Consider the following 26,199-nt stretch of genomic DNA (forward strand, 5'->3'; position numbering starts at 1 on the left):
GTAGGCAATCAGTGTGCCGTATCCATTCTGTCCCGGCGGTCAACGTCGCCTTAGACCATGGTCGTAACCCGGCAAGTGCGCCAGCGCACACCCATTGCGGGCGCTGGAGCAGGCATCGCGCAGCGGCTGGAATGCTGCGTTGCAGCTACGACCAAAGGCGAATAGGCTGCAAACCGCGGACTGCCTCACGCTCCGCACAGCATCGCCATCAAGCGCGAGGCCTTCACCGGGGAGAGGGTTCCATGAAACACCGTACTGCACCGCTGGTGCGTCATCCGCTGGCTACCGCATTGCTGGTTGCCAGTTTCCTGCCGGGGGTCGCGTTCGCGCAGACGGCAAAGGAAAAGGCACTGGAAGCGCGCATCGCCGAGCTGGAGCGTCAGGTCCAGCTGCTGGTCACCGCGCAGCAACAACAGCAGGGCCAGATCGCCCAGACGCAGAGCCAGGTCACCGAAGTGCGCACCTTGCAGGCGCAGACGCCGGCAGCGGCGCCCGCACCTGCGATCCCGGCCGGCAAGCGGCCGATCCAGGTCACCAGCATCACACCGAACGCAGCGGCGGGGACAACGTTCCGTTACGGTGGTTTCATCAAGGCCGACTTCATGACCACCCGCACCAGCGATGGCGCATTGCCCGAAGGCGCGGTGGGACGTTACCTGTACATTCCGACCCAGACGCCTGTCGGGGGGCAGGCGTCGAGCACCGACACCGACTTCCACGCCAAGTTCTCGCGCTTCAATCTGGGCGTGGACACGGTCACCGAGAACGGCGACAAGCTCACCGGCTTCATCGAACTGGATTTCTTCGGCAACGCGCTGGCCAACCAAGTCAACAACCTGTACGGCGGCACCTTACGGCATGCGTACATGAGCTGGAACAACTGGCTGGCCGGCCAGACCTGGTCCAACTTCATCGATGCCACCATCCTGCCGGAGGCGGCCGATATCGTCGGGCCGACCGACGGCGCGTTGTTCAGCCGTCAGAACCAGATCCGCTACACACGCGGCGCCTTCAGCGTCTCGGCCGAGAATCCGGAAACCCTCACCACCCCCTACCAGGGCGGCAACACCATCCTGGCCGCCGACCACGGCGCGATGCCGGACCTGACCGCGCGCTACAACTGGAAGGGCACCTGGGGCACCTTCGGCCTGTCGGCGATCGCACGGCAATACCGCACCCGCAGCGCGCTGAGCAACGACACCGCGTTCGGCGGCGCCATTGCCGGTGGTGGGCGCTGGATCATCAATTCCAGCAACGACCTGCGCTACCAGCTGGCCTACGGCGAAGGCCTGGGCCGCTACCTCGGCCTGGGCAACGGCTCGGACGTGGAGCTGGACGTGGACGGCAACATCCACGCCGTCGGAACCTGGGCCGGCTGGCTGGCCTGGCGCCACGACTACAGCCCCAAGCTGCGCAGCACCATCATGTATTCGCGCGTGGACTACGACCACAGCCTGGCCAACACCGGCGGGCTTGCGAGCAAGTCGCAGCAGAGCGTGCGTGCCAACGTGTTCTATTCGCCGCTGCCCAAGGTGGACGTGGGCGCGGAGCTGATGTTCGGCCGTCGCGACGCCGAGAACGGCGATAGCGGCGACATCTCGCGCCTGCAGTTCACCACCAAGTACAGCTTCTGAGTTTCACCCATCGGGTGCCCCTGCCACTGCGGTGGTGGGGGCGGTACCGCCCTTGCAGCACTGGAGACCGACATGACCGTCTCGAATGACGCCTTGATCGCCAAGATCGATGCCAATCCGAAGTACCACGCACTCAAGCGCCAGCGCAACACGCTGGGCTGGACCCTCACCGTGCTGATGTTGCTGGCCTATTACGGCTACATCGGGTTGATCGCCTTCGACAAGGCCTTCCTGGCCAAGCCGATCGGCGATGGCGTGACCACGATCGGCATTCCGATCGCGATCGGGGTGATGGTGTTCACCATCGCCATCACTGCCGTCTACGTGCGCCGCGCCAACAACACCTACGACCAGCTGACCGCGCAGATCCTGGAGGACGCCCGCAAATGAGCAAATACTCGCGTCTTCTGCTGATCCTGGCCGGCCTGCTGCCGGCAGGCATGGCGCTGGCGGCCGGCGATATCGGCCAGGCCGACAAGCAGCCCACCAACTGGGTGGCGATCGCCATGTTCGGTTTCTTCGTGCTGGGCACCCTGTGGATCACCAAGTGGGCGGCCAAGAAGACCCGCTCGGCGTCGGACTTCTACACTGCCGGCGGCGGCATCACCGGGTTCCAGAACGGCCTGGCCATTGCCGGTGACTACATGTCGGCGGCCTCGTTCCTGGGCATCACCGCAGCGGTGATGGCCAACGGCTACGACGGCCTGATCTATGCGATCGGCTTTCTGGTCGGCTGGCCCATCCTGACCTTCCTGATGGCCGAGCGGCTGCGCAACCTGGGCAAGTACACCTTTGCCGACGTGGCCGGCTACCGCTTCGCGCCGACCGCCATCCGCAGCTTCGCCGCTTCCGGCACGCTGGTGGTGGTGCTGTTCTACCTGATCGCGCAGATGGTCGGCGCCGGTGCGCTGATCAAGCTGCTGTTCGGTCTGGACTACTGGGTGGCGGTGACCCTGGTCGGCATCCTGATGATGGTCTATGTGCTGTTCGGCGGCATGACCGCCACCACCTGGGTGCAGATCATCAAGGCGGTGTTGCTGCTGACCGGCGTGACCTTCATGGCCGTGGCCATCATGTGGCATTTCAACTTCAGCTTCGAGGCGCTGTTCGCCGAGGGCGTGCGGGTGAAGACCGCGGTGGCGGCCAACGGCGGCGCTTCGCCGGAGGACGCGGCCAAGGCCGGCCTGTCGATCATGGGGCCGGGCGGTTTCGTCAAGGACCCGATCTCGGCGATCTCCTTCGGCATGGCGCTGATGTTCGGTACTGCCGGCCTGCCGCACATCCTGATGCGCTTCTTCACCGTTCCCGATGCCAAGCAGGCGCGCAAGTCGGTGCTGTGGGCCACCACCTGGATCGGTTACTTCTACATCCTGATCTTCATCATCGGCTTCGGTGCGATCGCGCTGGTGCTGACCAACCCGCAGTTCGCCGATGTCGCCACCGGCACCATCCACGGCGGCAAGGGTGCGGCCAACATGGCGGCGGTGCTGGTCGGCAATGCGGTGGGCGGCAACGTGTTCATGGGCTTCATCTCGGCGGTGGCCTTCGCCACCATCCTGGCGGTGGTCGCGGGCCTGACCCTGTCCGGTGCCTCGGCGGTGTCGCACGACCTGTACGCCACCGTGATCAAGAAAGGCAACCCGGCGCCGGGCTCGGAGCTGAGGGTGTCGCGCATCACCACCTTGATCCTGGGTGCGGTCGCCGTGCTGCTCGGCATCGTGTTCGAGAAGCAGAACGTGGCCTTCATGGTGTCGCTGGCGTTCGCCATCGCGGCCTCGGCCAACTTCCCGGTGCTGATCCTGTCGTTGCTGTGGAAGGACTGCACCACCCGCGGCGCGGTGATCGGCGGCTTCCTGGGCCTGATCTCCTCGCTGGTGCTCACGGTGCTGTCGCCGTCGGTCTGGGTGGACACACTGGGCAATGCGGCCGGTTCGGCGCCGTTCCCGTACACCTCGCCGGCGCTGTTCTCGGTGACGATCGGTTTTGTCGGCATCTGGCTGTTCTCGATCCTGGATCGCAGCCCGCAGGCGGCCAACGAACGCATCGCATTCAAGGCCCAGCAGATCCGCGCCGAAACCGGCCTGGGCGCCAGCGGCGCATCCGGTCACTGAGCCAACGCGCTCATCACGTACGCAAAGCGCCGGCCCTGTGCCGGCGTTTTGCGTTGTGGCGGGCTGCGCACCCATCGGGCGACCGTCGGTGATGTCCATGGGTTGCGGCAAGTGCAACTCGAACCTTGCATCGCCCGGCGGCCTGGTCAGCCCCCTGGTGCGGAGGCCGGCGCCGGACAGGGGCCGCCGCCTTGCCCACGCGGGCAGAGCTGCGCTGTCTTTCTTGCGGGTGGGGCCTGCGCTATGCTGGTCATGTCAGTATCGCTTGCATCGCGCAGGCGCCGCCTGGCACCAACGGCCGCACGCCCGTGCCGCACGGGGTTCGGCTTGCAGTGTCCACCTCCTGGATTACGGCGCAACGGAGCGCGCTCGATGCCATCACGTCTTGCCCTGTGGATCTGCTGCCTGTGGCTGCGGCGATCGCCGGCTGCTCGCCGGCAGCGCAATCGCGCTATGCGCTGGAGCGCCACTTCACCGACCCCAAGGCGCAGGCACTGGCACTGGCGGCCGAGCAGGGCGATGCGGACACGATCCGCCGCCTGATGAAGGACGAGGGCGTGAATCCGGATCGCATCTTCTCCAAGGAAGGCCACCCGCTGCTGTTCTGGCCGATCTTCACCCATAACCCGGCCGGCCTGAAGGCGATGCTGGAGAATGGGGCAGATCCGAATGCGGCCCAACCCTATCCTCCTGAATCTGGAAGAAGCCAGACCAACGTCAGCAACGCGATGGTCTGGGCAGCCGAGTAGGACGATCAGATCTATCTCAAGCTGCTTCTGGATCACGGTGGCGATCCGAATACACGCAACGCCAACAACGAGAGCCTGCTATTCCATGCACTGATCAAACAGAACAAGTGGCACAACATTCAGCTGCTGGTCGAGCGCGGCGCCAATGTCAACGCATTAGCAGGAATGGGGGGGACGCTGCTCGAAAACTATGCTGGTACAGGGGGCTTTGAGCCAATCTTCTGGTTGCTGGAACACGGCGCCGATCCACGAGTTGAATATGATGGACAAGTGGATACGCATAAGTTGGATTCACGAACGATTACATCAATATACTGGCATCCAGGTAATCCCAGTGATCCGCAATGGCAACGCCGATGCCAACAGTGGTTGCTTGCGCATGGATACGAGCGCCCCCCGATGCCGGATCACTACAGGCGCATGCGCAAGGCTTTCGGCTTTCCGTCGGAAGAGCAAGACATCCCGCTGCTTTGACGCCTCACGCAAGAACAGGAGTCTTCCAGTGAATGCACATCCACGTAGTTCGACGGGCATGTTTCGTTGTCGGCGATCTGCGTACTGCATCTCAGGTATGCACTGCACCGCACTCGAGCCTGCACAGCTGGCTTACCATCCCTCACACGTATAGCGAACGCAACGGAGCGCGCTCGATGCCATCACGTCTTGCCCTGTGGATCTGCTGCCTGTGGCTGCTGGCGATCGCCGGCTGCTCGCCGGCAGCGCAATCGCGCTATGCGCTGGAGCGCCACTTCACCGACCCCAGGGCGCAGGCACTGGCGCTGGCGGCCGAGCAGGGCGATGCGGACACGATCCGCCGCCTGATGAAGGACGAGGGCGTGAATCCGGACCGCATCTTCTCCAAGGAAGGCCACCCGTTGCTGTTCTGGCCGATCTTCACCCATAACCCGGCCGGCCTGAAGGCGATGCTGGAGAACGGGGCAGATCCGAATGCAGGGCAGCTGCATCCCGCGCAGCACACTACGCGCTTCAAAGGACGATACAACGATCGGGCGATGGTCTGGGCAGCCGCGCAGGACGATCCAATCTATCTCAAACTGCTGCTGGAGCATGGTGGCGATCCGAACACCTACAACTCCAACGGCGAAACCTTGTTGTTTCACGCGCTGATCAAACAGAACAAGTGGCGCAACATTCAGTTGTTGGTCGAGCGCGGTGCTGACGTCAATGCGTTGGCAGGAATGGGTGGGACTCTCTTGGAGAACTATGCGGGGACAGGTGGGTTCGAGCCCATTTTCTGGCTGCTCGAACACGGCGCCGATCCGCGAGTTGAATATGACGGACAAGTGGCCGCTCACAAGCTAGACTCACGCACAATAACCTCAATTTATTGGCACCCTGGTAATCCCAGCGATCCACAATGGCAACGTCGATGCCAGCAGTGGTTACTTGCGCATGGATACGAGCGTCCTCCGATGCCGGATCACTACAGGCGCATGCGCAAGGCGTTTGGTTTTCCGTCGGAAGAAAGAGAGATCCCGCTGCTTTGATTCTCGGTGCGCAAGGACAAATCGCATGCAAATGCCCGATCAGCACAAACAACGCGAGCAACTGTTGCGCGATATGCGTGCAAGTGGTGCCGCTGAAGCAGCATTGCAAGCAGCAGAGCTGCAGCGTCTCTACCATGCACACGAGATGGCCTCTTTGGCTGATGACGTTTACGACTCCGCAAAAGGAAGTGGACGTGCGCCAGTTGGTTGGATGCGTGGAAGTGAGGATCTCGATCTGTTGCAAAGCCGCGTGCCGGAGCTACGTGCATTGGGCAGGGATCGGCTGGAAGATTATCTGAAGCCCAACAACTCCAGCTTCCGCGCCGAAATCTACCTCCCAGACCCCGCAGTCCTCGGCCCCGGCTACAAACCCACCGTGGTCTACAAGGGATCTGCCGGTGAGGTGGTCACGGCAAATGGCTTACGTGACACCACGTCCGAAGACTTCCTGGCCAACAACTTCCCGCAATCCGTGGGTATGCAGACCGACTATTACGACCGCGCCATGCGCCTGGCATCCCAGCTCAAGCTACAGAACGTCGATTTCGAACTGGCCGGGCATTCCCTCGGTGGCGGCATGGCGTCCGCCGCCTCGGCGGTGAGCGGCGCGCCGGCGACCACCTTCAACGCCGCCGGTCTGCATCCGGCGACTGCACCGCGCTTTGCCAGCTCCACGCCCGGTGTGCAGCTCTACGACACCCACCACACCGTCGTCGCCTACCAGGTGCAGGGGGAGATGCTCAACGACGGTGTCCAGAACAACCTGCATACCCTGGATGCGGCGCGGCGGCGGCAGCTGGCGGCGGTGATGGGCGATACCGCGACCCTGCTGCGCACCTTGCCCGAGGGGCAGGCCCTGCTGGACCGGGCATTGACCCAGGACATGCCGGCCAATGCGCAGCCGGCGGTGCACGCCTTCGTGGACCGGCTGGCGCAGGGCGACACCGCCCGCCTGCTGCGCGAGCTGCCGCTGGCGGCCGGGCGCGTGGAGCCGGTGCTGGCGGCCAAGATGCCGGGTGCGGACGGGGCGCCGGTGGATCGCGCGCAGGCCCTGTCGCTGCAGGAAAGCCTGCAGCTGGCCGGCCCGGCGCTGAGCGTGCTGCGCGCCGGTGCGGCTGGCGCGCGACTGGGGCATGGCGCCGGCGAGTACGGCGCAGCGGTCGGGCGGGCCGGCGATGCGGTGCTGGACGCGGCGGGCGAGGGAGCGGCGCGCAGCCTGCGCCTGGGTGGCGCCACCGTTGCCGGTAGCGGTGCAGTCGCTGGTGCGGCGCTGGAAACCTCGGGGGGCGCGCTGGGCCGCGCGCTGGCCGGTGGCCGCGCGGTGGCCGGCGAAGTGGATGCCAGCGCGCAGCGCCTGGCATTGCAGACGCGGGCGCAGGCGCAGCAGGCCGGCGCCGATGCGCTGCGTACGGCGGCCGACTGGATGCCCGACAGCCTGCAGGCAGCCTTGCTCGATCGGGCCCGGGTGCTGGAACGGCAGGCCGAAACCGACCGCCAGCAGGCCCAGGCCCAGGCCGATCGGGTCCGCGAGCAGAGCGCGCAGCAGGCCGACGACCTGCTGCAGGCGAGCGCCGGCGCTGCCACCGCGGCCGCGCATCGGCTGCAGGCCGCCACCGCCTTGCCGCAGCAGGCACTGGATGGCGTGGCCCGGCGCCTGCACGCCACCCTGGACGCCAGCGGCGATGCGCTGGCCGGTTTCACCGCGCATGCGCCCAGCGCGGGCGCGCTGCAAGGGGCGGCGGTGTTCGCGGGCGCTGCCGCACAGATCCGCTTCACGCCCAGCAACCCGCTCAACCTGGCCAATGTCGGCCAGACGGGCATGTTGTCGTTGTATGGGCAGCGGTCCCTGCACGAGGCGTTCGAACGCCATCTGATGACCGAGACGGTGGTGCCCAGCCTGCAGGCGCGCATCGACGCGCAGGAGCAGCAGGCGCGCCAGGCGCTCGGCCAGGACCGCGTGCCGTCACACCAGTCCTCGCAGGAGCCTTCCGCGCTGCGGACCGGCGATCCGGATATCGACGCGATGCTGCAGGCGCTGCGCAACCACGACGAGGCCGCCGTGTTCAAGGCTGCCGGGAAGATCCGTCATTCGCCGGAAGGGCAGGCGCTGCTGCAGGAAGGCCAGCTCCTGCTGCAGCAGCGCGAGCAGGAAGCGATGACCAGCCAGTTGGCCTGGACGCCGACCGACATGCAGCCGGCCGATCTGGAGATGGCGCACGGCCCGGTGCGGGTGATGAGCCTGATGCACCGCGGGCCGATGATGGCGGCCGCCGACGGCGGCGATGGCGGCGGGGGCGACGGTGGTGGTGGAGGCGGCGGTGGAGGAGGTGGCGGATGAACCCACAGGCATGCCAGACCGGAAGCAGGAGAGGGCGATGGACAAGGACGCGCTGAAGGAACTGGCCAGGGCGCTGGCGCTGATGGCCACCACGCTGGAGACGCGCGATCAGCGCCAGCAGGCCGCCATTGAGCGGCAGATGGCCGAGCTGCGCGGCATCGCCATGCGCAACGGCGAGCAGATCGAGCGCCTGGTCGGTGGCGCGGTACCCCGGCTGCAGCAGGCCTGGCAACAGGCGCTCGACAGCAGCCTGGCGCCTGCCTCGCGGCGCCTGGAGGCGACCGTCTCGCGGTCGGGCGCGGCGCTGGATGCGCTGGAAGTGGCGCACCAGGCGCTGCGCCAGCAGTGGTTGAGGCGCGCCTGGATCGCCAGCGCCGGCCTGATCGTTGCCGCGTTGCTGGCCTGCGCATGCACTGCCTACCTGCTCGGCCAGGCGCGCCAGGAGCTGGCCCGCTACCGGGTCGAGGCGCGGGTGCTGCGCGCGGTGGCCCAGAGCGATGTGGTGCTGTGTGGCGACCAGCTGTGCGCCAACGTGGACCTGCGCGGCGCGCGCAGCGGCGATCGCAAGCAGTATCGGGCGGTAAGGCCGCGGCCCTGAGCCACCCCTGCCGGACGCGTCCCCGGACCGATCGACGCAGCCACGGTACCATTGGTGGTTTGCGTTACGGCCCGCGCCATGAAAATCGCCTCCTGGAACGTCAACTCGCTCAACGTGCGCCTGCCGCACCTGCAACAGTGGCTCACCGACTTTTCGCCCGACGTGGTGGGGATCCAGGAAACCAAGCTGGAAGACCACAAGTTTCCGGATGCGGCGCTGGCCGCGCTCGGCTATCGCAGCGTGTTCTGCGGGCAGAAGACCTACAACGGCGTGGCGATCCTGTCGCGCTCGCCGGCGCTGGACGTGCAGATGGGCATCCCCGGCTTCGAGGACGCCCAGCAGCGCGTCATCGCCGCCACCGTCGACGGGGTGCGTATCGTCAATCTGTACGTGGTCAACGGCCAGGATGTGGACACCGAGAAGTACGCCTACAAGCTGCGCTGGCTGGAGGCGGTGCATGCCTGGCTGGAACAGGAACTGCGCGCGCATCCGCAACTGGTGGTGCTGGGCGACTTCAACATCGCGCCCGATGCGCGCGACGTGCATGCGCCGGAGATCTGGAACGACAACCATATCCTGACCTCCACCGCCGAGCGCGCCGCCCTGGGCAAGCTGCTGGCGCTGGGCTTGCACGATGCCTTCCGCCTGCACGAGCAGGGAGATGGCCACTTCAGCTGGTGGGATTACCGCCAGGCCGGATTCCGGCGCAACCTGGGGCTACGGATCGATCTGACCCTGGTCTCGGACGCGCTGCGCGCACGCGCGGTCGAAGCGGGCATCGACCGCGTGCCGCGGACCTGGGAGCGCCCCAGCGATCACGCACCGGCCTGGGTGCGACTGGCGGAGGCCGGCGCATGAGCGAACGGCATCTGCGCCGCAGCACCCACAAGATCGGCGAGATCACGCTGGGGCCGGTGCATCGGTTGAGTTGCCACTGCGGTGCGGTGCAGATCGATCTGGAGTTGCCGCACGGCCTGCTCGATCCGCGCCGCTGCGACTGTTCGCTGTGCCGCCGGCGCGGCGCGGTGGTCGCCTCGGTCACCCTCGATGGCCTGCATGTACGGCAAGGCGAGGACGTGCTGCGTCTGTATCGGTTCAACACGCAGACCGCAGCGCACTACTTCTGTGGCGTGTGCGGCATCTATACCCACCACCGGCGCCGCTCCGATCCCAACGAATATGGCTACAACGTCGGCTGCCTGGAGGGCGTCAACCCGTATGCGCTGAGCATCGCCGTACCGGTGGAAGACGGCGTCAACCACCCGGCAGATCGCGCAGCGGTGCATGATTGAACGGCAGGGTGGAAACGGCAACGCCCGGGCAGGCCGGGCGTTGCGTTGGTCCTACGCGTCGGTGCCGGCTCAGCGCACGCGGCCGCGGGTGAACAGGTTGACGATGGCGAGCAGGATCACCGCACCCACCAGCGACCACACGAAGGTCCACAGCGTGATGGCCTGGTTGATGCCACCGCCGAACAGCCAGCCGGCAATCATCGCGCCGACGATGCCGACGACCACGTTGAGAATGATGCCCTGCTGCGCATCGCGCCGCATGATGAGGCTGGCCAGCCAACCCACGATGCCGCCGACGATCAACCAGATGATGATGCCCATGCTGCCGCTCTCCTCGTTCGTTCGCACCGGAAGCGATGCGTGGGCGTCATTGGACGTAGCCACCCGTGAAGCAGCTGTCGAGTGCGCTGGACGCAATAGCCGTGCAGTCGGTTTGGTGTGCGCCGCGTGACGGCGCAGGCGCAGTGGCAGCTGGGTCCGGTGCAGTTGTGGCTGCGGTCGCACCGGCATGGCGAGCGCGGTGAGCCGCAGGCGCGGCAATTGCTGGGCCAGGCGCTGGCGCTGGAACCGGCGCAGGTGCCGTTGCTGCGCGATGCGCGCGGCCGCCCGACCCTGCAGCCGGCCCTTCCTGGCTGGGACACCGGCTGGAGCCATAGTGGCGACCATCTGCTGGTGGGCCTGGGCCAGGGCGTGCGGCTGGGCGTGGACCTGGAACGCATCCGCCCGCGCCCGCGCCTGCTGGAGATCGCGCAGCGGTTCTTCCACGCCGATGAACTTGCCCTGCTGGGCAGGCAAGCGCCCGATGCGCAGCAGGCGCTGTTCTTCCGCCTGTGGTGCGCCAAGGAAGCCTTGCTCAAGGCGCACGGGCATGGCGTGTCGTTCGGCTTGCATCGGCTGGCGTATGCGCTGGCGCCCGATGGCGCCCTGCGCCTGCACTGGTGCGACCCCGCACTCGGCGAGGCGGCGCGTTGGCAACTGCACGAATGGCAGGCCGCGCCGGACTGCCGCGCGGCACTGGCGTTCTACCCGCACGCTACCGCGTGAGGCATCGCGCCGTACGGCAGGAGCGGCTGACGGAACTGCGCAACGCTGCCCGGGGTGGCCGTCCCGGCTCCCTGCCTTCGTGTCACCTGCGATAATCGCGCCATGAACGATGCCGCACTCGCCCCCGATGTTTCCGCCGCGCTCGAGCGCGGCCTGCAGGCCCAATCCCTGGATGCGGCCTTCGCTGCGCCGTTGCTGCGCTATCTCGCGCTGCTGGTGCGTTGGAACAAGACCTACAACCTCACCGCCGTGCGCGATCCGCGCGAGATGGTCACCCGTCACCTGCTCGATTCGCTGGCCATGCAGCCGTACATCGCCAGCGGCACCCTGGCCGACCTGGGAACAGGCCCGGGCCTGCCCGGCATCCCGCTGGCCATCACCCGCCCACAGCTGCAGGTGACGCTGGTGGAAAGCAACGGCAAGAAGGCGCGCTTCATGCGCGAGGCCCTGCGTCATCTGGAACTGCGCAACGCCCGCGTGGCCGAGTCGCGCGCCGAGGCGTTGGACGAGCCAGCCGCCTACGACCATCTCACCGCGCGCGCGCTGGATACCCTGGACGGCATCATCGCCGTCGGCGGCCACCTGCTGCGTCCGGGTGGCAGCCTGCTGGCGATGAAGGGCGTGTACCCGCACGAGGAAATCGCCGCACTGCCCGCCGGATGGACGCTGGGCGACGTGCATCCGCTGCAGGTACCCGGCTTGGACGGCGAGCGGCACCTGGTAGTGGTGCGCAAGGCCTGAGCCCCGATCACGCCGCTGGGCTGCCGCCGCCCCTCACCCCAACCCTCTCCCGCATGCGGGAGAGGGGGCAAACACTGCTTCCGACAAGCCCACCACCTCCTTCCCCCGCTGGCGGGGGAAGGTGCCCGCAGGGCGGATGGGGGCAGCGCGCCCGACGATCTCTGAAGCGGGTCGAAACTGCCAAAGCCCCCTCATCCGGCGCTGCGCGCCACCTTCTCCCGCAGGCGGGAGAAGGAATGGGTGGGTGGGAGTAGATGCGAGAGCGGGAAAAGGGGGATGGGGCTCTCCCGCAGGCGGAGAGAGGCAAGCATTGCTCCCGAGCGTTCCCGACAAGCCCACCGACGCCTTCCCCCGCTGGCGGGGGAAGGAATGGGTGGGTGGGAGTAGATGCGAGAGCGGGAGAAGGGGGATGGGGGCTCTCCCGCAGGCGGAGAGAGGCAAGCATTGCTCCCGAGTGTTCCCGACAAGCCCACCGACTCCTTCCCCCGCTGGCGGGGGAAGGTGCCCGCAGGGCGGATGGGGGCAGCGCCGACACTCGCCATACCCGTGCGCCAGCCCGCGCTGGGACTTCCGGCCCATGGCAGCTCACGCTTGGGCTGCCATGATCGGACGTTCGCTCCAGATCAGGCTCCCGCACGTGAATTCTCCGCTCGCCACCGCCCTCGCGCTTGCCCTGCTGGGCACTTCGTTCGCCGCCAGCATCCAGGCTGCCACGCCGCAGGTTTCGGCCACGCCGAGCGCCGAAGCGTCTGCCGACGCGCGCTTCCGCGCGATCTACGAGAAAGAGTGGACATGGCGGCAGGCCGAGACCGACCAGGCCGATGAAGACACCGACACCACCGGTAACAACACCCATCTGCCCGATGTCGGCCCGGCCGCGCAGCAGGCGCGTCTGGCGGTCTGGGACGGCGTGCTCAAGCAGCTCGACGGCATCGACTCTAAGCAGCTCTCGCCGGCCAACCAGATCAACTTCGCCATCTACCGCCCGCAGGTAGAGAACCTGGCCGCCGAAGTGCGCCTGCGCGCCTACGAGATGCCGTTCAATTCCGATAGTTCGTTCTGGTCCAACCTGGGCTTCATGGCGCAGCGGCAGATGAAGAGCGCGGCCGAGTACCGCGCCTATATCGCGCGTCTGAACGATGTGCCGCGTTACTTCGACCAGCAGATCGCCAACATGCGCAGCGGTCTGGCGCGCGGTTTCAGCGTGCCGAGCGCGGTGCTCGATGGGCGCGATGTCTCCATCGCCACCGTGGCCGAGGTCAAGGATCCCGCCGAGTCGACGTTCTATGCACCGTTCAAGCAATTGCCGGCGCAGATCCCCGCCGCCGAGCAAGCGCAACTGCGCGAACAAGCCAAGGCCGCGTTGCGCACCGCCGTGCTTCCGGCCTACGGCAAGCTGCTGAGCTTCTTCCGCAACGACTACATGCCCAAGGCACGCACCACCCTGGCGGCCGAAGCACTGCCCGATGGCACGGCGTTCTATCGCCAACAGATCCGCGAATACACCACGCTGGAACTGACGCCGGAACAGATCCACCAGATCGGCCTGGACGAAGTGGCGCGGATCCAGACGCAGATGAACGCCATCATCCAGCAGGTGGGTTTCAAGGGCACGTTTGCGCAGTTCCTGACCTTCCTGCGCACCGATCCGCAGTTCTATGCCAAGACCCCGCAAGAGTTGCTCGATCGCGCCGCGTGGATTTCCAAGCGCGTGGACGGGCAAGTGGGCAGGTTCATCGGCACGCTGCCGCGCGGGCGCTTCACCATCAAGCCGGTGCCCGACGACATCGCCCCGTTCTGGACCGCTGGCCGCGGTGGCGCCACCACCTACTGGGTCAACACCTACGACCTGCCCTCGCGGCCGCTGTACAACCTGCCGGCGCTGACCTTGCACGAGTCCTCGCCCGGGCATTCGCTGCAGGGATCGCTGGCGCTGGAGCAGGGCGAGCAACCGGCCTTCCGGCGCGAGAACTACATCTCCGCCTACGGCGAAGGCTGGGCGCTGTATACCGAAAAGCTCGGTCAGGAGATGGGCATCTATGAAACACCGTACGAAGAATTCGGCCGGCTCACCTACGAGATGTGGCGCGCCTGCCGGTTGGTGATCGACACCGGCGTGCATCACGACGGCTGGAGCCGCGAACAGGCGCTGGCCTATCTGCGCGACCGCACCGCGCTCAGCGAGCACGAAGTCACTACCGAAGTGGACCGCTACATCTCCTGGCCCGGCCAGGCGCTGAGCTACAAGCTGGGTGAGATCAGCATCGTCAGGCTGCGCGCCGAGGCCGAGCAGGCATTGGGCGACCGTTTCGACATCAAGGCCTTCCACGACGTGGTGCTGCGCCAGGGCTCGGTGACGCTGCCGGTGCTGGAGCAGCAGGTGCGCGCCTTCATCGCCGAAAGCAAGGCGCGCCCGGCAGACACCAAGCCGGCCCGTCGTGCCGCGCCATGATGCAGGCTTGATGCCCGCTGGGCCGACCCGCCTGGCGGCTGCGCAGTCGTTTTGTTAGCCGCTCTTAGGGTTGTGGCGCGGCGCCCTTTGCTCTCAACACACTACCAGTCAACTGCCTGGTGCGGTGTCCTCGCCGCTTGCGGGACCGTTGGCGGCATGGATGCCGCCATCGAGCCCCCATGGAGGGGTTCACGGCGTGTCCCGCGAGCGGCGAGGGCACCGCGCACTCGGTCACCAGGCATCTGACCTGAGCGACCGACGACACCAAGCAATACAACGCTCCCGTGCAATTGCGTAACCACCCCGGCCTCTATACGCTGCGCCCATGCTGCTCCGCCGCGCCCGTCGATTGCATCCCCTGCTGCGCCTGATGGCGCTGGCGGTATTGGTGTTGGGCGTGCTGGTCGCGCCGGTGGCCTGCGCGCTGGGCGATGTGCATGCGCTGGCGCACGACCAGGCGCATCTGGACGACACCGCGCCGCATGGCCATGACGGCGCCGATGAAGGCGATGCCGGTGACCGCGATGGTGCCGGCCTGTTGCATGCGCTCATGCACAGCGGGTATTGCCATGGGCATAGCCCGGCGATGCTGCCCGCGCTGGTCTGGGGGCAGCTGCCGCTGCGCGCGCAGGTGCAACCGGCCGCGCTGATCAGCGACTACCGATCGCATCTGATCGACACCTTGTTGCGTCCCCCGATCGCGGCCTGATGCCTTGCCGGCGGCTGCCGGCCTGACCATCGATCCCGATTCGCGGAGACTTCCACATGTGGTTGCGACTGGCGGCTGTTGCCGCCTTCGCGGTCGTGCCGTGCGCCATGGCGCAACACGCACCGCCCCAAACCGTGCTGACCCTGGACGACGCCATTGCGCGCGTCGCCGCAACGCACCCCGATCTGCGCCTGGCCGACGGCCAGCAGGCCGTACTCGCCGCCGAGGCGCAGCGCGATGCCCTGCGTCCACCGTTGCGGGTGGGTGCGGAGATCGAAAACGTGTTCGGCAGCGGACCGACCCGCGCGCTGGATCAGGCCGAGCTCACCGTCACCCTGGCCAGCGTGCTGGAACGCGGCGGCAAGCTCGATGCGCGCAGCACCCTGGCGCAGGCGCGCATCGATGCGCTGGCACCGCAACGCGCGCTCGCTCGATTGGACGTACTGGCCGACGTGGCGCGGCGCTACCTGGCCATCACCGCCGCGCGCCAGCGCCATGCCATCGCGCTGGAAACCCTGGCGCAGCGCCAGCGTACGGTTGCCGCTGCACGTCAGCGGCTGCAGGCCGGTGCCTCGCCGGAATCGGTGCTGCTCACCGCACAGGCGTTGCAGGGCCGGGCGGAACTGGAGCGCGACCGCGCGCAACTGGAGGTCGCCGCGGCGCGCCGGCAACTGGCGGTGCTGTGGGGCGCACGCAGCCTGGACGCCGGCGACACCAGCGGCGATGCCCTGCAGTTGCCGGACATCCCGGAGTTCGAGGTGCTGGCGCAATTGCTCGACAGCACGCCGGAACTGGTGCGCCTGACCAGCGAACAGCGCCTGCGCGAGGCGCGGCTGCAGCTGGCCCGCAGCCAGGCCACGCCGGACCTGGACTGGCAACTGGGCGTCCGCCGGCTGCAGGGCAGCGATGCAACCGCACTGCTCGGCAGCGTGTCGCTGGCGTTGGGTAGCGCGGCACGCGCGCAGCCGGAGATCGGCGCTGCGCAGGCCGAACTGTCGCTGCTGGACATCGAACGCCAGGCGCAGGCGCTGCAGCTGTACGCCACGCTGGCCGATGCGCATGGACGCTACCGCGCCGGCCAGCTCGAAGTGGCGCGCATGCGCGATGAGGTGTTGCCGGCGTTGGCGCGTGCCGATCTGGCAGCCGAACGTGCCTACCGCGCCGGTGCCACCAGCTATCTGGACTGGGCGCAGGTGCAGGCACAGCGCAGCGATGCACGCCAGCAGCAACTGGCCGCCGCAGTGGAGGCGCAGACCGCCTTGATCGAGATCCAGCGGCTCACCGGCCAACCGTTCGTCGCCACTGCGCAGGCAAGGCCATGAGCGCGCGCACCGTGATACCCGCAGGTCTGCATGCGCGGGGCGACTGCCTGCCACCCATCTGGGCGGTGCTCAAGCACGCGCCGACCGCGTTGCGCACGCCTGCGCATCGCCATTGGCACATGGCCGACAACGCGCGCCGTTCGTCGCTTCCCTTCGCTGCACTGGTCGGCGCACTGCGCCGGCCTTCCAGAGGATTTCCATCGATGACGCACTCCATTCTTGCGCCACTGCTGCTGGCGCTGCTGCTCGGCGGTTGCGGCCGCACCGAAGAAGACGGCCATGCCCATGCGGGCGGCGAGGCAGGACACAGCGAAGAGGGCGGCAGCGATCATGCCGACGAGGCGGCCAAAGGCGCGCACGGCGGCCGGCTGCTCAGCCAGGATGGTGACAGCGTGGAGCTTGCGATCGCCGAAGACGGCCGCCCGCCGACGTTCCAGGCCTGGCTGTATCGCGATGGCAAACCCTTGCCGGCCAGCGCCGGCAGCGTGGAGATCAAGACCACGCGGCTGGGCGGTAAGGTCGACATCTATCCATTGCGCGCGCATACCGACGGCAGCCTGCTGGCCACCAGTGAGGTGGGTGAGCCGCATTCGTTCGATGTCGAAGTGCGCGCCACCGTGCAGGGCAAGACGCATCGATGGAGCTATCCCAGCTACGAGGGGCGCACCACCATCGCATCGACGATCGCGCAGGAGGCGGGCATTCGGGTAGCGACAGTCGGTGCCGGCAGTATCGCCGATCAGCACGAAGTGCAGGGCCTGCTCACGCCGGCCGAAGGCGCGCAGGCGCAGGCCACCGCGCGTTTCCCAGGCCCGGTGCGCAGCCTGCGCGTCAATGTCGGCGATCAGGTCCGTGCCGGGCAGGTGCTGGCCACGGTGGAAAGCAACCTGAGCCTGACCACGTACACGATCACCGCGCCGATCGGCGGCACCGTGCTGGCACGCACTATCAGCCTGGGCAGCACTGCCAGCGAAGGCCAGGCGCTGTTCGAAATCGCCGACCTGTCCACCTTGTGGGTGGATCTGCACATCTTCGGCGCCGACGCCGGGCACATCACCGCCGGCGCACCGGTGACGGTCACGCGCATCAGCGATGGTGTGGTGGCGCAGACCACGTTGGAGCGCGTATTGCCGGGCACTGCGACAGCGAGCCAGAGCACCGTGGCGCGCGCGGTGCTGCGCAATAGCGATGGGTTGTGGCGGCCTGGCTCTGCGGTGAAGGCGCGGGTGACGGTGGCGCAGCAGCCGGCAGCGATGGTGGTGCCGGTGGGGGCGTTGCAGCGCTTTGGCGACTGGGACGTGGTGTTCGTGCGGGTGGGCGATGTGTACGAGGCGCGGCCGGTGAGGCTGGGTGCGCGCGATGCGCAGCAGGTGGAAGTGGTGTCGGGGGTGTCGCCGGGCGAGACGGTGGTGGTGGAGCAGAGTTATCTGGTGAAGGCCGACATCGAAAAGTCGGGGGCGTCGCATGATCATTGAGCACGTTGGTTTGGGTGGCATTGCGTTGTCGAGTAAGGGCGTTTGTTGGGTGCAGGGGGATGCGCCACGTCCAAGGCTTTCGCGCCCTGTCGGGCTAGAGCAAAGGCTTTCGCGCCCTGTCGGGCACGAGTTACTTTTCTTTGCTTGTGCAAAGAAAAGTAACCAAAAGAAAGCACACCCCGTCCTCGCGCCCTCCGCGCCTGCGGCGCTCCGGGTTCGCAAGTCCAGCAGAAATTTTTGTAAGGGACATCCATGTCCCCTACAAAAACGGCGCGCATCCCTGCGCGCCGCCCTGCGGGTCGTATCTGCCGGCCTTGCCGCTGCGGTATGGGGGCCCGAAAGCAAACAGCAACAGCAACAACAACAACAACAACAACAACAACAACAGCAACAACAACAGCAACAACAGCAACAACAACAGCAACAACAACAGCAACAACAACAGCAACGGCAACGGCACTGGCACTGGTGCTGGTGCTGGCACTGGTGCTGGTGGGTTGGCGGAGGTTGGTTTGGGGTGTTGCGCCGCGCCGCGGTTGGGAGGCGGTGCTATGGGTCGTTGGCACGGCGGGGCGCGCGCGCTGCGCAGTGTGATGTCAGGTTCGCAGGGAGGGGCCTGTCATGCTGACCCACGTCATTCGCTTTGCGATCGCACAGCGCTGGTTGATGCTGGCGTTGACAGGGGTCTTGATTGCGATCGGGACATGGAGCTTTACACGCCTGCCGATCGATGCCACGCCCGATATCACCAACGTGCAGGTGCAGGTCAATACCGCGGCGCCGGGCTATTCGCCGCTGGAATCCGAACAGCGGGTGACCTTTCCGTTGGAGACGGTGCTGGCGGGCTTGCCCGGTCTGGAGTCCACGCGCTCGCTGTCGCGCTACGGGTTGTCGCAGGTGACCGCCGTGTTTGCCGATGGAACCGATCTGTACTTCGCGCGGCAGCAGGTGGCCGAGCGTCTGCAGCAGGTCAAGTCGCAATTGCCGGCCGGGCTGGAGCCGCAGCTGGGGCCGATCGCCACCGGCCTGGGCGAGATCTTCATGTACACCGTGGAGGCCAAGCCCAATGCGCGCAAACCCGATGGAACGGCGTGGACGGCGACCGATCTGCGCACCCTGCAGGATTGGGTGGTGCGGCCGCAGCTACGCACTGTGCCTGGCGTGACCGAGGTCAACACCATCGGCGGCTACGCGCGGCAACTCCATATCACCCCGGATCCGGCACGCCTGGTCGCACTGGGTTTCACGCTGGACGATGTGGCGCGGGCGGTGGAGGCGAACAACCGCAACGTCGGTGCCGGCTATATCGAACGCAACGGCCAGCAGTTCCTGGTGCGGGTGCCGGGGCAGGTCGACGACATCGCGCAGATCGGGGCGATCGTGCTGGACCGGCGGCAAGGCGTGCCGATCCGCGTGCGCGATGTGGCGCAGGTGGGCGAGGGCCGTGAATTGCGCACTGGTGCGGCCACGCAGGACGGTACCGAGGTGGTGCTCGGCACGGTGTTCATGCTGGTCGGCGCCAACAGCCGCACCGTGTCGCAGGCCGCTGCCGAGCGCTTGAAGGTCGCCAACGCCAGCCTGCCGGCCGGCGTGCAGGCGGTGCCGGTCTACGATCGCACCGCACTGGTGGACCGCACCATCGTCACCGTCGCCAAGAACCTGATCGAAGGCGCGTTGCTGGTGATCGTGGTGCTGTTCCTGCTGCTGGGCAATGTACGCGCGGCCCTGATCACCGCCGCCGTGATTCCGCTGGCGATGTTGTTCACCCTTACCGGCATGGTGCGCGGTGGCGTGTCGGGCAACCTGATGAGCCTGGGCGCGCTGGATTTCGGCCTGATCGTCGATGGCGCGGTCATCATCGTGGAAAACTGCCTGCGCCGGTTCGGGCAGGCGCAGGCGCGGTTGGGGCGCGTGCTGCAGCGTGAGGAGCGCTTCGAACTTACCGCCGAGGCCACCGCCGAGGTGATCCGCCCCAGCCTGTTCGGGCTGGGCATCATCACCGCAGTGTATCTGCCGGTATTCGCGTTGACCGGCATCGAAGGCAAGATGTTCCACCCGATGGCGATCACCGTGGTGCTGGCACTGACCGGCGCGATGCTGCTGTCGCTGACCTTCGTGCCGGCCGCCATTGCGTTGCTGCTCGGCGGCAAGGTGGCCGAGCACGACAACCGCGCGATGCGCGGGGCACGCAGGGTGTACGCGCGCCTGCTCGATCGCACGCTGCGCCACGGACGCTGGGTCGGCATGGCGGCGCTGGCAACGGTGGTGGCGTGCGCGCTACTGGCCACGCGGCTGGGCAGCGAATTCATTCCGAACCTGGACGAAGGCGATGTGGCGCTGCATGCCTTGCGCATTCCCGGCACCAGCCTGGAACAGGCCATCACCATGCAATCCACGCTGGAGAAACGCATCAAGCAGTTCCCGGAAGTGGCGCATGTGTTCGGCAAGCTGGGCACTGCCGAGGTGGCCACCGACCCGATGCCGCCGTCGGTGGCCGACACGTTCCTGATCATGCATCCGCGCGCGCAATGGCCGGACCCTCGCAAGCCCAAGGCGCAGTTGCTGGCCGAGATCGAGGCGGCAGTGAAGCAGTTACCGGGCAACAACTACGAGTTCACCCAGCCGATCCAGATGCGCATGAACGAGCTGATCTCCGGCGTGCGTGCGGATGTGGCGATCAAGGTCTACGGCGACGATCTGGACACGCTGCTCGCGCTGGGCCAGCGCGTGCAGGCGATCGCCCGCACGGTGCCGGGCGCAGCCGATGTCGGCCTGGAACAAGCCAGCGGCCTGCCGATGCTGGCGGTGGTGCCGGATCGCGTCGCCCTGGCCGGCTATGGGCTCAATCCTGGCGTGGTGCAGGACACCGTGGCTGCGGCAGTGGGCGGGCAGCAGGCCGGGCAACTGTTCGAGGGCGACCGCCGCTTCGATATCGTGGTGCGCCTGCCCGAAGACCTTCGGCAGGATCCGGCCGCCCTGGCCGACCTGCCGATCCCGCTGCGCGGCGATGGCGAGCGCACCGATGCCGACGAATCCAGTCGCGCGGCCGGCTGGCGCAGTGGCGAACCGACCGCCGTGCCACTGCGCGAGGTGGCCAGGATCCAGACCGTGCTGGGTCCCAACCAGATCAATCGCGAAGACGGCAAGCGCCGCATCGTGATCACCGCCAACGTGCGCGAGCGCGATCTGGGCAGCTTCGTGGCCGAGCTGCGCCAGCGCGTGCAGGCCGAGGTCGCGCTGCCTACCGGTTACTGGGTCGGCTACGGCGGTACCTTCGAGCAGTTGATCTCCGCCGGGCAGCGCCTGGCCTGGGTCGTGCCGGGCACCTTGCTGCTGATCTTCGCCCTGCTGTACTGGTCGTTCGGATCGCTGCGCGATGCGGTGGTGGTGTTCAGCGGCGTGCCGCTGGCGCTGACCGGCGGCGTGGTGGCGCTGGCGATACGCGGGCTGCCGCTGTCGGTGTCGGCCGGTGTCGGCTTCATCGCCCTGTCGGGCGTGGCGGTGCTCAATGGCCTGGTGATGATCGCCTTCGTGCGCAGCCTGCGCGCCGAGGGCCTGCCGTTGGAGCAGGCGCTGCGCGAGGGTGCGCTGGCCCGCCTGCGGCCGGTGCTGATGACCGCGCTGGTCGCGGCGCTGGGTTTCGTGCCGATGGCGTTCAATGTCGGCGCCGGCGCCGAGGTGCAGCGCCCGCTGGCCACGGTGGTGATCGGCGGCATCGTCTCCTCCACCCTGCTCACCTTGCTGGTGTTGCCGGTGCTGTATCGATGGTTGCATCGGCAGCGGGCCGGACGCCGGGCTGAACCGGTCGAGGGCGCGTACCGCAGGCAGGGCTGAGCGCGGCTGGCAGGATGGCTGCGCGGCTGCCGGACGAGCGCAGCCGGTGCCAGGGATCGGCATCTCTGCCCCGTGCTGCGGCTTGCGCGCGCCGCCCCGCTGCTCCTGTCGACTGCTCGCCCGGTTTCGGTCAATCGCTCCAAGTGCTTGCGGCACAAGGGATTGCCGTGCATAATACGCGGCTCGCTGTGCCCGGATCGCTCCGGATGGCGGCACCCAACGCGATGGGGTGCCGGCCTGTTCCAGCGGTAAGTGATTGATTCCCAACGTTGCGTGGCAGCCTGGCGCTGTCGGGGCCGCCGTTTTCCTGGCTAAGGAAGACACCAAACTTCATCGAGGTGCGCAATGTCCCGCGTATGCCAAGTGTCCGGCAAGCGTGTGCAGACGGGTAACAACGTCTCCCACGCCAACAACAGAACCCGTCGTCGCTTCCTGCCCAACCTGCACGAGCGCCGCTTCTGGGTCGCCAGCGAGAACCGCTGGGTCAAGCTCCGTGTTTCCGCGCATGCACTGCGCACCATCGACAAGAACGGCATCGATGCCGTTCTGAAAGAGCTGCGCGCGCGCGGCGAAAAGGTCTGAGGAGTAAACAGTCATGGCAAAAGGCAAGCGTGACAAGATCCGTATGATTTCCTCGGCCGCTACCGGCCACTTCTACACCACGGACAAGAACAAGAAGAACACTCCGGGGAAGATGGAAATGATGAAGTACGACCCGGTCGTGCGTAAGCACGTGATGTACAAGGAAGGCAAGATCAAGTAATCCATCGATTACCGATCTGCATCCGGGCAAACACCCGCCGCAAGGCGGGTGTTTGCGTTTGTATCGAGCTCCTCTCCCACCCGGGAGAGGAGTTATCGGTCGACCACGCCGCCTCTCGACGCCTAATCTGGCAGATCGCCAAGAGATAAGGGGTTGGGGTGAGGGTACGGGGCGGGCAGTGAAGCAGTCGGTGATTCAGGTCTGATGGCGCGTGGCGACGCGTTTGTCATGACAGGTGATGGTAGATCTCCGAGGCGCACCCTCATCCGCCCTACGGGCACCTTCTCCCAGTGGGAGAAGGGAGCAATCACAGGAAGCGCGCCGTGCAACGCCGCCGTCAAAGCCCGCGCGCGCGCAACTGCGCGTCCAGCCGCGGGTACACGCGCCGCGCGTTGCCTTCGAACACCTTGCGTTTGTCGGTATCGGATATCGCCAAGGCATCGATGTAGCGCTTGGTGTCGTCGAAGTAATGCCCGGTCTGCGGGTCGATGCCACGCACCGCGCCCACCATTTCCGAGCCGAACAGGATGTTGTCGATGTCGATCACCTCGAACAGCAGGTCGATGCCGGGCTGGTGATACACGCAGGTATCGAAGAACACGTTGCGCATGACGTGGGTGGCCAACGGCGGTTTGCCCAGCATGTCGGCCAGGCCGCGGAAGCGGCCCCAGTGATACGGCACCGCGCCGCCGCCGTGCGGGATGATGAAGCGCAGGTCGGGGAAATCGCTGAACAGATCGCCTTCGAGGAACTGCATGAAGGCGGTGGTGTCGGCATTGAGGTAATGCGCGCCGGTGGCATGAAAATTTGAGTTGCAGCTGCCCGACACATGCACCATCGCCGGCACGTCCAGTTCCACCATCTTCTCGAAGAACGGATACCAGGCGCGATCGGTCAGCGGCACGCCGGTCCAGTGGCCGCCGGACGGGTCCGGGTTGAGATTGCAGCCCACGAAGCCGAGTTCGCCGACACAGCGTTCCAGCTCGGCGATGGACTGGGCGATCGACACGCCCGGCGACTGCGGCAGCTGGCAGACGCCGATGAAGGTCTGCGGGTAGAGCTGCACCACGCGCGCGATGAGGTCGTTGCAGTGGCGCGTCCACACCTGGCTCACCGCCTCGTCGCCGATGTGATGGGCCATGGTGCTGGCGCGTGGGGAGAAAATCGTCATGTCGGCGCCGCGTTCGCGCAACAGGCGCAGTTGGTGCTGCTCGACGCTCTCGCGCAGCTGGTCGTCCGAAATGTGCGGATACACCGGCGCCGGCAGCGCGGCATCGCGGTAATGCGCGATCTGCGCCTTGCGAAACGCGTCGTGCGCAGCGGGCGCGGTGGTGTAGTGACCGTGGCAGTCGATGATCATGGCGCTACTCGTGCAGTGATGGAGAAGACGCGGATGCGCCGCAGCACGCAGGCGTGCGATGGGCAGGGGCCGACGCGCCTGCCATATGGCCACCAGGCGCGCGGTCGATGCGCGGCACCGGCGGGGATCGCCCCATCGGCAGGTGCGGCCTGATGGCCGCCAGACGCGCGCCATGGCGTGTCTGCCGTGCCTGCGCCTGCGCCTGCGCATCGCAGGCTGCGGTCATTGCACCGGCCTTCGGGCGCACCAGCGGAGCTGCCCTAGCCATCCAGTGGATCCGCAGATGGGTCCTGGCGGCCATCGCGGTAACGCCCGGCTGCGCTGGAAGGCGCCGCCCCGACATCTGCTCTGCGGGGCGGCAGGCGCGTCATCTTGCAGGGGAATGGAGACAACGCAGGGCAGCGCATCGAGGATCGGGGCCGCAGACGGCGCGTGCCGCATCCTGTTGCCGCAGGCCGGGCGGGCATTCTGGCTGCACCTGCGCGCTGGTCAGCGCGGTCATCCAAACAGCTCACCATCGAACAGTTTGCGCGCAGTCCTGACCACCGCTGCGCGTACCACCGCGCCCGACGCATCGCATTCGATGATGCAGCCGCTCGCACCGCTGGGATGCTCCACCTCCAGCTGTTGCGTACTGCCACCGGGGAGCTGCGCCAGCGCATGCGCGGGCGAATCGGGCAACAGGCAGGCGGTGGCGACGCTGACCGCGCCCAGTACGCCGATGGAGGCGTGGCAACGATGCGGAATGAACGAGCGCACGCTGATCGCGCCGCTGTTGCGCGGTGCGGCCACCAGCATCATCTTCGGGACCGTGGCCGTGTCGACATTGCCCAGCCGCATCAACGGGCCCGCCTGCAGGCGAATGGATTCCAGCCGCGCCTTGAGCGGCTCATCGGCATCCAGCGTGGCGCGGTCCTCGTAGCCGCTGATTCCCATGTCGCTGGCGCGCAGCACCACGCAGGGCATGCCGTTGTCGATGAGGGTGAGCGGCACGCCGTCGAGCACATCCACCGCGCGCCCGGTGGGCAGCAGCGCGCCGCAGGAGGAGCCGGCGATATCGGCGAATGCCAGTGCGACGGGCGCGGCGGTGCCGGGCACTCCGTCGATGCGGGTGTCGCCGTCGTAGCGCACCCGGCCCCCGGGCGTCTGCACGCTCGCGGTGGCCAGGGTACCGGTGTTGCGCATGAAGATGCGCACCTCGGTGCTGCCATCGCGCGCCGGCAGCAGGCCGCGTTCCAGCGCGAAGGGGCCGACGCCGGCCAGCAGGTTGCCGCAATTCTGTGCGTCGCTGACCTGTGCCTTGTCCACCGCCACCTGCAGGAACAGATAGTCCACGTCGGCATCGGCGCGCGCCGAGCGCGACACCACCGCCACCTTGGAGGTCAACGGATCGCCGCCGCCCATGCCATCGATCTGGCGTAGATCCGGAGAGCCGTAGGCGCGCAGCAGGAAGGCGTCGCGGGCGCTCGCCTCGCCGGGCAGATCCTCGGCCAGGAAGAAGCCGCCCTTGGAGGTGCCGCCACGCATCCACATCGCGCGGACGCGCTCAGACATAGCGCAGGCCCTTGGCTGCCAGCCGTTCGCGCATGGCGTAGATGTCCAGGCCCAGTTCGCCGCGCGCCAGCCGCTCGCGCTTGAGCGCCTCGCGCGCTTCGCGCGCCCGCGCTTCGGCCAGCACGTCTTCGGCGCTGGCGCGCGGCACCACGCATACGCCGTCGTCGTCGGCCACCACCACATCGCCGGGCTGGACCAGCTGTCCGGCGCACACCAGCGGTACGTTGACCGAACCCAGCGTCTCCTTGATGGTGCCCTGCGCGCAGATGGCGCGGCTCCAGGCGGGGAACTGCATCGCGGTGAGATCGCGTACGTCGCGGACGCCGGCATCGATGATCAGCCCGCGGCAGCCGCGCGCCTGCGCCGAGGTCGCCAGCAGGTCGCCGAAATAGCCATCGCAGCAATCGCTGGTGGGCGCCACCACCAGCACGTCGCCGGGCTGCAGCTGTTCGATGGCCACATGCATCATCCAGTTATCGCCTGGCGGCACCGAGACGGTGATCGCCGTGCCCGCCACCCGGCAGCCGGCATAGATCGGGCGCAAACGGTGGTGCAGCAGCCCGCTGCGACCCTGTACCTCATGCACCGTGGCCACGCCGGCCTGTGCCAGGCCGTCGACGATGGCGACAGGCGTGCGCTGGACCTGGGTGACGACCTCGCTCATCCATCCATCCTCGTTAGCGTTGTGGCGAGTCTGTGCGCGCATCGCTAGACA

The 26,199-nt window shown here is 67.2% G+C and carries 22 protein-coding genes and 1 pseudogene; 18 read left to right on the plus strand and 5 right to left on the minus strand.

Annotated features, from left to right (window positions below):
* Nucleotides 1–242 precede the first annotated feature (242 nt).
* The 9 genes and pseudogenes from LL962_RS10585 (at nucleotide 243) to LL962_RS10625 (ending at nucleotide 10,230) form a co-directional block, all read left to right on the plus strand.
* Nucleotides 243–1,634: a DcaP family trimeric outer membrane transporter gene (locus LL962_RS10585; RefSeq protein ID WP_228316865.1), complete on the plus strand. Its 1,392-nt coding sequence runs from the start codon at nucleotides 243–245 to the stop codon at nucleotides 1,632–1,634.
* Nucleotides 1,635–1,706: 72 nt separating this feature from the next.
* Entirely contained in the window at nucleotides 1,707–2,024 is a 318-nt protein-coding gene (locus LL962_RS10590) for a DUF485 domain-containing protein (RefSeq protein WP_228316866.1), read from the plus strand.
* Entirely contained in the window at nucleotides 2,021–3,745 is a 1,725-nt protein-coding gene (locus tag LL962_RS10595) for a cation acetate symporter (RefSeq protein WP_104588371.1), read from the plus strand. The genes LL962_RS10590 and LL962_RS10595 overlap by 4 nt, the downstream gene beginning before the upstream one ends.
* A gap of 372 nt (nucleotides 3,746–4,117) precedes the next feature.
* A pseudogene (locus LL962_RS10600) lies at nucleotides 4,118–4,968 on the plus strand (ankyrin repeat domain-containing protein).
* A gap of 176 nt (nucleotides 4,969–5,144) precedes the next feature.
* A complete protein-coding gene (locus LL962_RS10605; RefSeq protein ID WP_228316867.1) occupies nucleotides 5,145–6,002 on the plus strand; it encodes an ankyrin repeat domain-containing protein in 858 nt (285 codons plus the stop codon).
* A gap of 238 nt (nucleotides 6,003–6,240) precedes the next feature.
* Nucleotides 6,241–8,340 (plus strand): phospholipase, encoded by a 2,100-nt coding sequence (locus LL962_RS10610; RefSeq protein ID WP_228316868.1) that lies wholly within the window; start codon nucleotides 6,241–6,243, stop codon nucleotides 8,338–8,340.
* A 37-nt stretch (nucleotides 8,341–8,377) separates the two neighbouring features.
* A complete protein-coding gene (locus LL962_RS10615; RefSeq protein ID WP_228316869.1) occupies nucleotides 8,378–8,938 on the plus strand; it encodes a hypothetical protein in 561 nt (186 codons plus the stop codon).
* A gap of 78 nt (nucleotides 8,939–9,016) precedes the next feature.
* Entirely contained in the window at nucleotides 9,017–9,796 is a 780-nt protein-coding gene (xth, locus tag LL962_RS10620; protein WP_104588367.1) for an exodeoxyribonuclease III, read from the plus strand.
* Nucleotides 9,793–10,230, plus strand: a complete 438-nt coding sequence (locus tag LL962_RS10625) for a GFA family protein (protein ID WP_104588366.1) — start codon at nucleotides 9,793–9,795, stop codon at nucleotides 10,228–10,230. The genes xth and LL962_RS10625 overlap by 4 nt, the downstream gene beginning before the upstream one ends.
* Nucleotides 10,231–10,299: 69 nt before the next feature.
* Here LL962_RS10625 and LL962_RS10630 read toward each other — a convergent pair whose 3' ends face one another.
* Nucleotides 10,300–10,551: a GlsB/YeaQ/YmgE family stress response membrane protein gene (locus tag LL962_RS10630; protein ID WP_104542436.1), complete on the minus strand. Its 252-nt coding sequence runs from the start codon at nucleotides 10,549–10,551 to the stop codon at nucleotides 10,300–10,302.
* A gap of 126 nt (nucleotides 10,552–10,677) precedes the next feature.
* On the opposite strand from LL962_RS10630, the gene LL962_RS10635 reads away from it, so the two are divergent.
* The 6 genes from LL962_RS10635 to LL962_RS10660 all read left to right on the plus strand — a co-directional run bounded on the left by LL962_RS10635 (nucleotide 10,678) and on the right by LL962_RS10660 (nucleotide 17,973).
* Entirely contained in the window at nucleotides 10,678–11,274 is a 597-nt protein-coding gene (locus tag LL962_RS10635; protein ID WP_228316870.1) for a 4'-phosphopantetheinyl transferase family protein, read from the plus strand.
* Between the two features lie 102 nt (nucleotides 11,275–11,376).
* The gene (gene rsmG, locus LL962_RS10640; RefSeq protein ID WP_228316871.1) at nucleotides 11,377–12,015 is read left to right on the plus strand and encodes a 16S rRNA (guanine(527)-N(7))-methyltransferase RsmG; all 639 of its coding nucleotides are present in this window, start codon (nucleotides 11,377–11,379) and stop codon (nucleotides 12,013–12,015) included.
* 637 nt (nucleotides 12,016–12,652) lie between these two features.
* The gene (locus LL962_RS10645; RefSeq protein WP_228316872.1) at nucleotides 12,653–14,467 is read left to right on the plus strand and encodes a DUF885 domain-containing protein; all 1,815 of its coding nucleotides are present in this window, start codon (nucleotides 12,653–12,655) and stop codon (nucleotides 14,465–14,467) included.
* 325 nt (nucleotides 14,468–14,792) lie between these two features.
* The gene (locus tag LL962_RS10650) at nucleotides 14,793–15,176 is read left to right on the plus strand and encodes a hypothetical protein (RefSeq protein WP_167395360.1); all 384 of its coding nucleotides are present in this window, start codon (nucleotides 14,793–14,795) and stop codon (nucleotides 15,174–15,176) included.
* A gap of 56 nt (nucleotides 15,177–15,232) precedes the next feature.
* Nucleotides 15,233–16,498: a TolC family protein gene (locus tag LL962_RS10655; protein WP_228316873.1), complete on the plus strand. Its 1,266-nt coding sequence runs from the start codon at nucleotides 15,233–15,235 to the stop codon at nucleotides 16,496–16,498.
* Between the two features lie 203 nt (nucleotides 16,499–16,701).
* A complete protein-coding gene (locus LL962_RS10660; protein ID WP_228316905.1) occupies nucleotides 16,702–17,973 on the plus strand; it encodes an efflux RND transporter periplasmic adaptor subunit in 1,272 nt (423 codons plus the stop codon).
* Between the two features lie 259 nt (nucleotides 17,974–18,232).
* Here the strand turns inward: LL962_RS10660 and LL962_RS10665 are convergent, their stop codons facing one another.
* Nucleotides 18,233–18,433, minus strand: coding sequence for a hypothetical protein (locus tag LL962_RS10665; protein ID WP_228316908.1), 201 nt, complete (start codon nucleotides 18,431–18,433; stop codon nucleotides 18,233–18,235).
* A 161-nt stretch (nucleotides 18,434–18,594) separates the two neighbouring features.
* On the opposite strand from LL962_RS10665, the gene LL962_RS10670 reads away from it, so the two are divergent.
* The 3 genes from LL962_RS10670 (at nucleotide 18,595) to rpmG (ending at nucleotide 22,570) form a co-directional block, all read left to right on the plus strand.
* Nucleotides 18,595–21,807 (plus strand): efflux RND transporter permease subunit, encoded by a 3,213-nt coding sequence (locus LL962_RS10670; RefSeq protein WP_228316874.1) that lies wholly within the window; start codon nucleotides 18,595–18,597, stop codon nucleotides 21,805–21,807.
* A gap of 345 nt (nucleotides 21,808–22,152) precedes the next feature.
* Entirely contained in the window at nucleotides 22,153–22,389 is a 237-nt protein-coding gene (gene rpmB, locus LL962_RS10675) for a 50S ribosomal protein L28 (protein WP_002809459.1), read from the plus strand.
* Between the two features lie 13 nt (nucleotides 22,390–22,402).
* Entirely contained in the window at nucleotides 22,403–22,570 is a 168-nt protein-coding gene (gene rpmG / locus LL962_RS10680) for a 50S ribosomal protein L33 (RefSeq protein WP_002809462.1), read from the plus strand.
* Nucleotides 22,571–22,907: 337 nt separating this feature from the next.
* Here rpmG and LL962_RS10685 read toward each other — a convergent pair whose 3' ends face one another.
* The 3 genes from LL962_RS10685 to LL962_RS10695 all read right to left on the minus strand — a co-directional run bounded on the left by LL962_RS10685 (nucleotide 22,908) and on the right by LL962_RS10695 (nucleotide 26,148).
* Nucleotides 22,908–23,930: an amidohydrolase family protein gene (locus LL962_RS10685; RefSeq protein ID WP_228316875.1), complete on the minus strand. Its 1,023-nt coding sequence runs from the start codon at nucleotides 23,928–23,930 to the stop codon at nucleotides 22,908–22,910.
* Between the two features lie 498 nt (nucleotides 23,931–24,428).
* On the minus strand, nucleotides 24,429–25,484 hold the full coding sequence (locus tag LL962_RS10690) for a 4-oxalomesaconate tautomerase (RefSeq protein WP_228316876.1): 1,056 nt from the start codon (nucleotides 25,482–25,484) through the stop codon (nucleotides 24,429–24,431).
* Nucleotides 25,477–26,148, minus strand: a complete 672-nt coding sequence (locus tag LL962_RS10695; RefSeq protein WP_228316877.1) for a 4-carboxy-4-hydroxy-2-oxoadipate aldolase/oxaloacetate decarboxylase — start codon at nucleotides 26,146–26,148, stop codon at nucleotides 25,477–25,479. Before LL962_RS10695 ends, LL962_RS10690 begins: the two co-directional genes overlap by 8 nt.
* Nucleotides 26,149–26,199: the final 51 nt, after the last annotated feature.

This window comes from Xanthomonas sp. NCPPB 1067 (genome assembly GCF_020783795.1).
GTDB lineage: Bacteria > Pseudomonadota > Gammaproteobacteria > Xanthomonadales > Xanthomonadaceae > Xanthomonas > Xanthomonas melonis.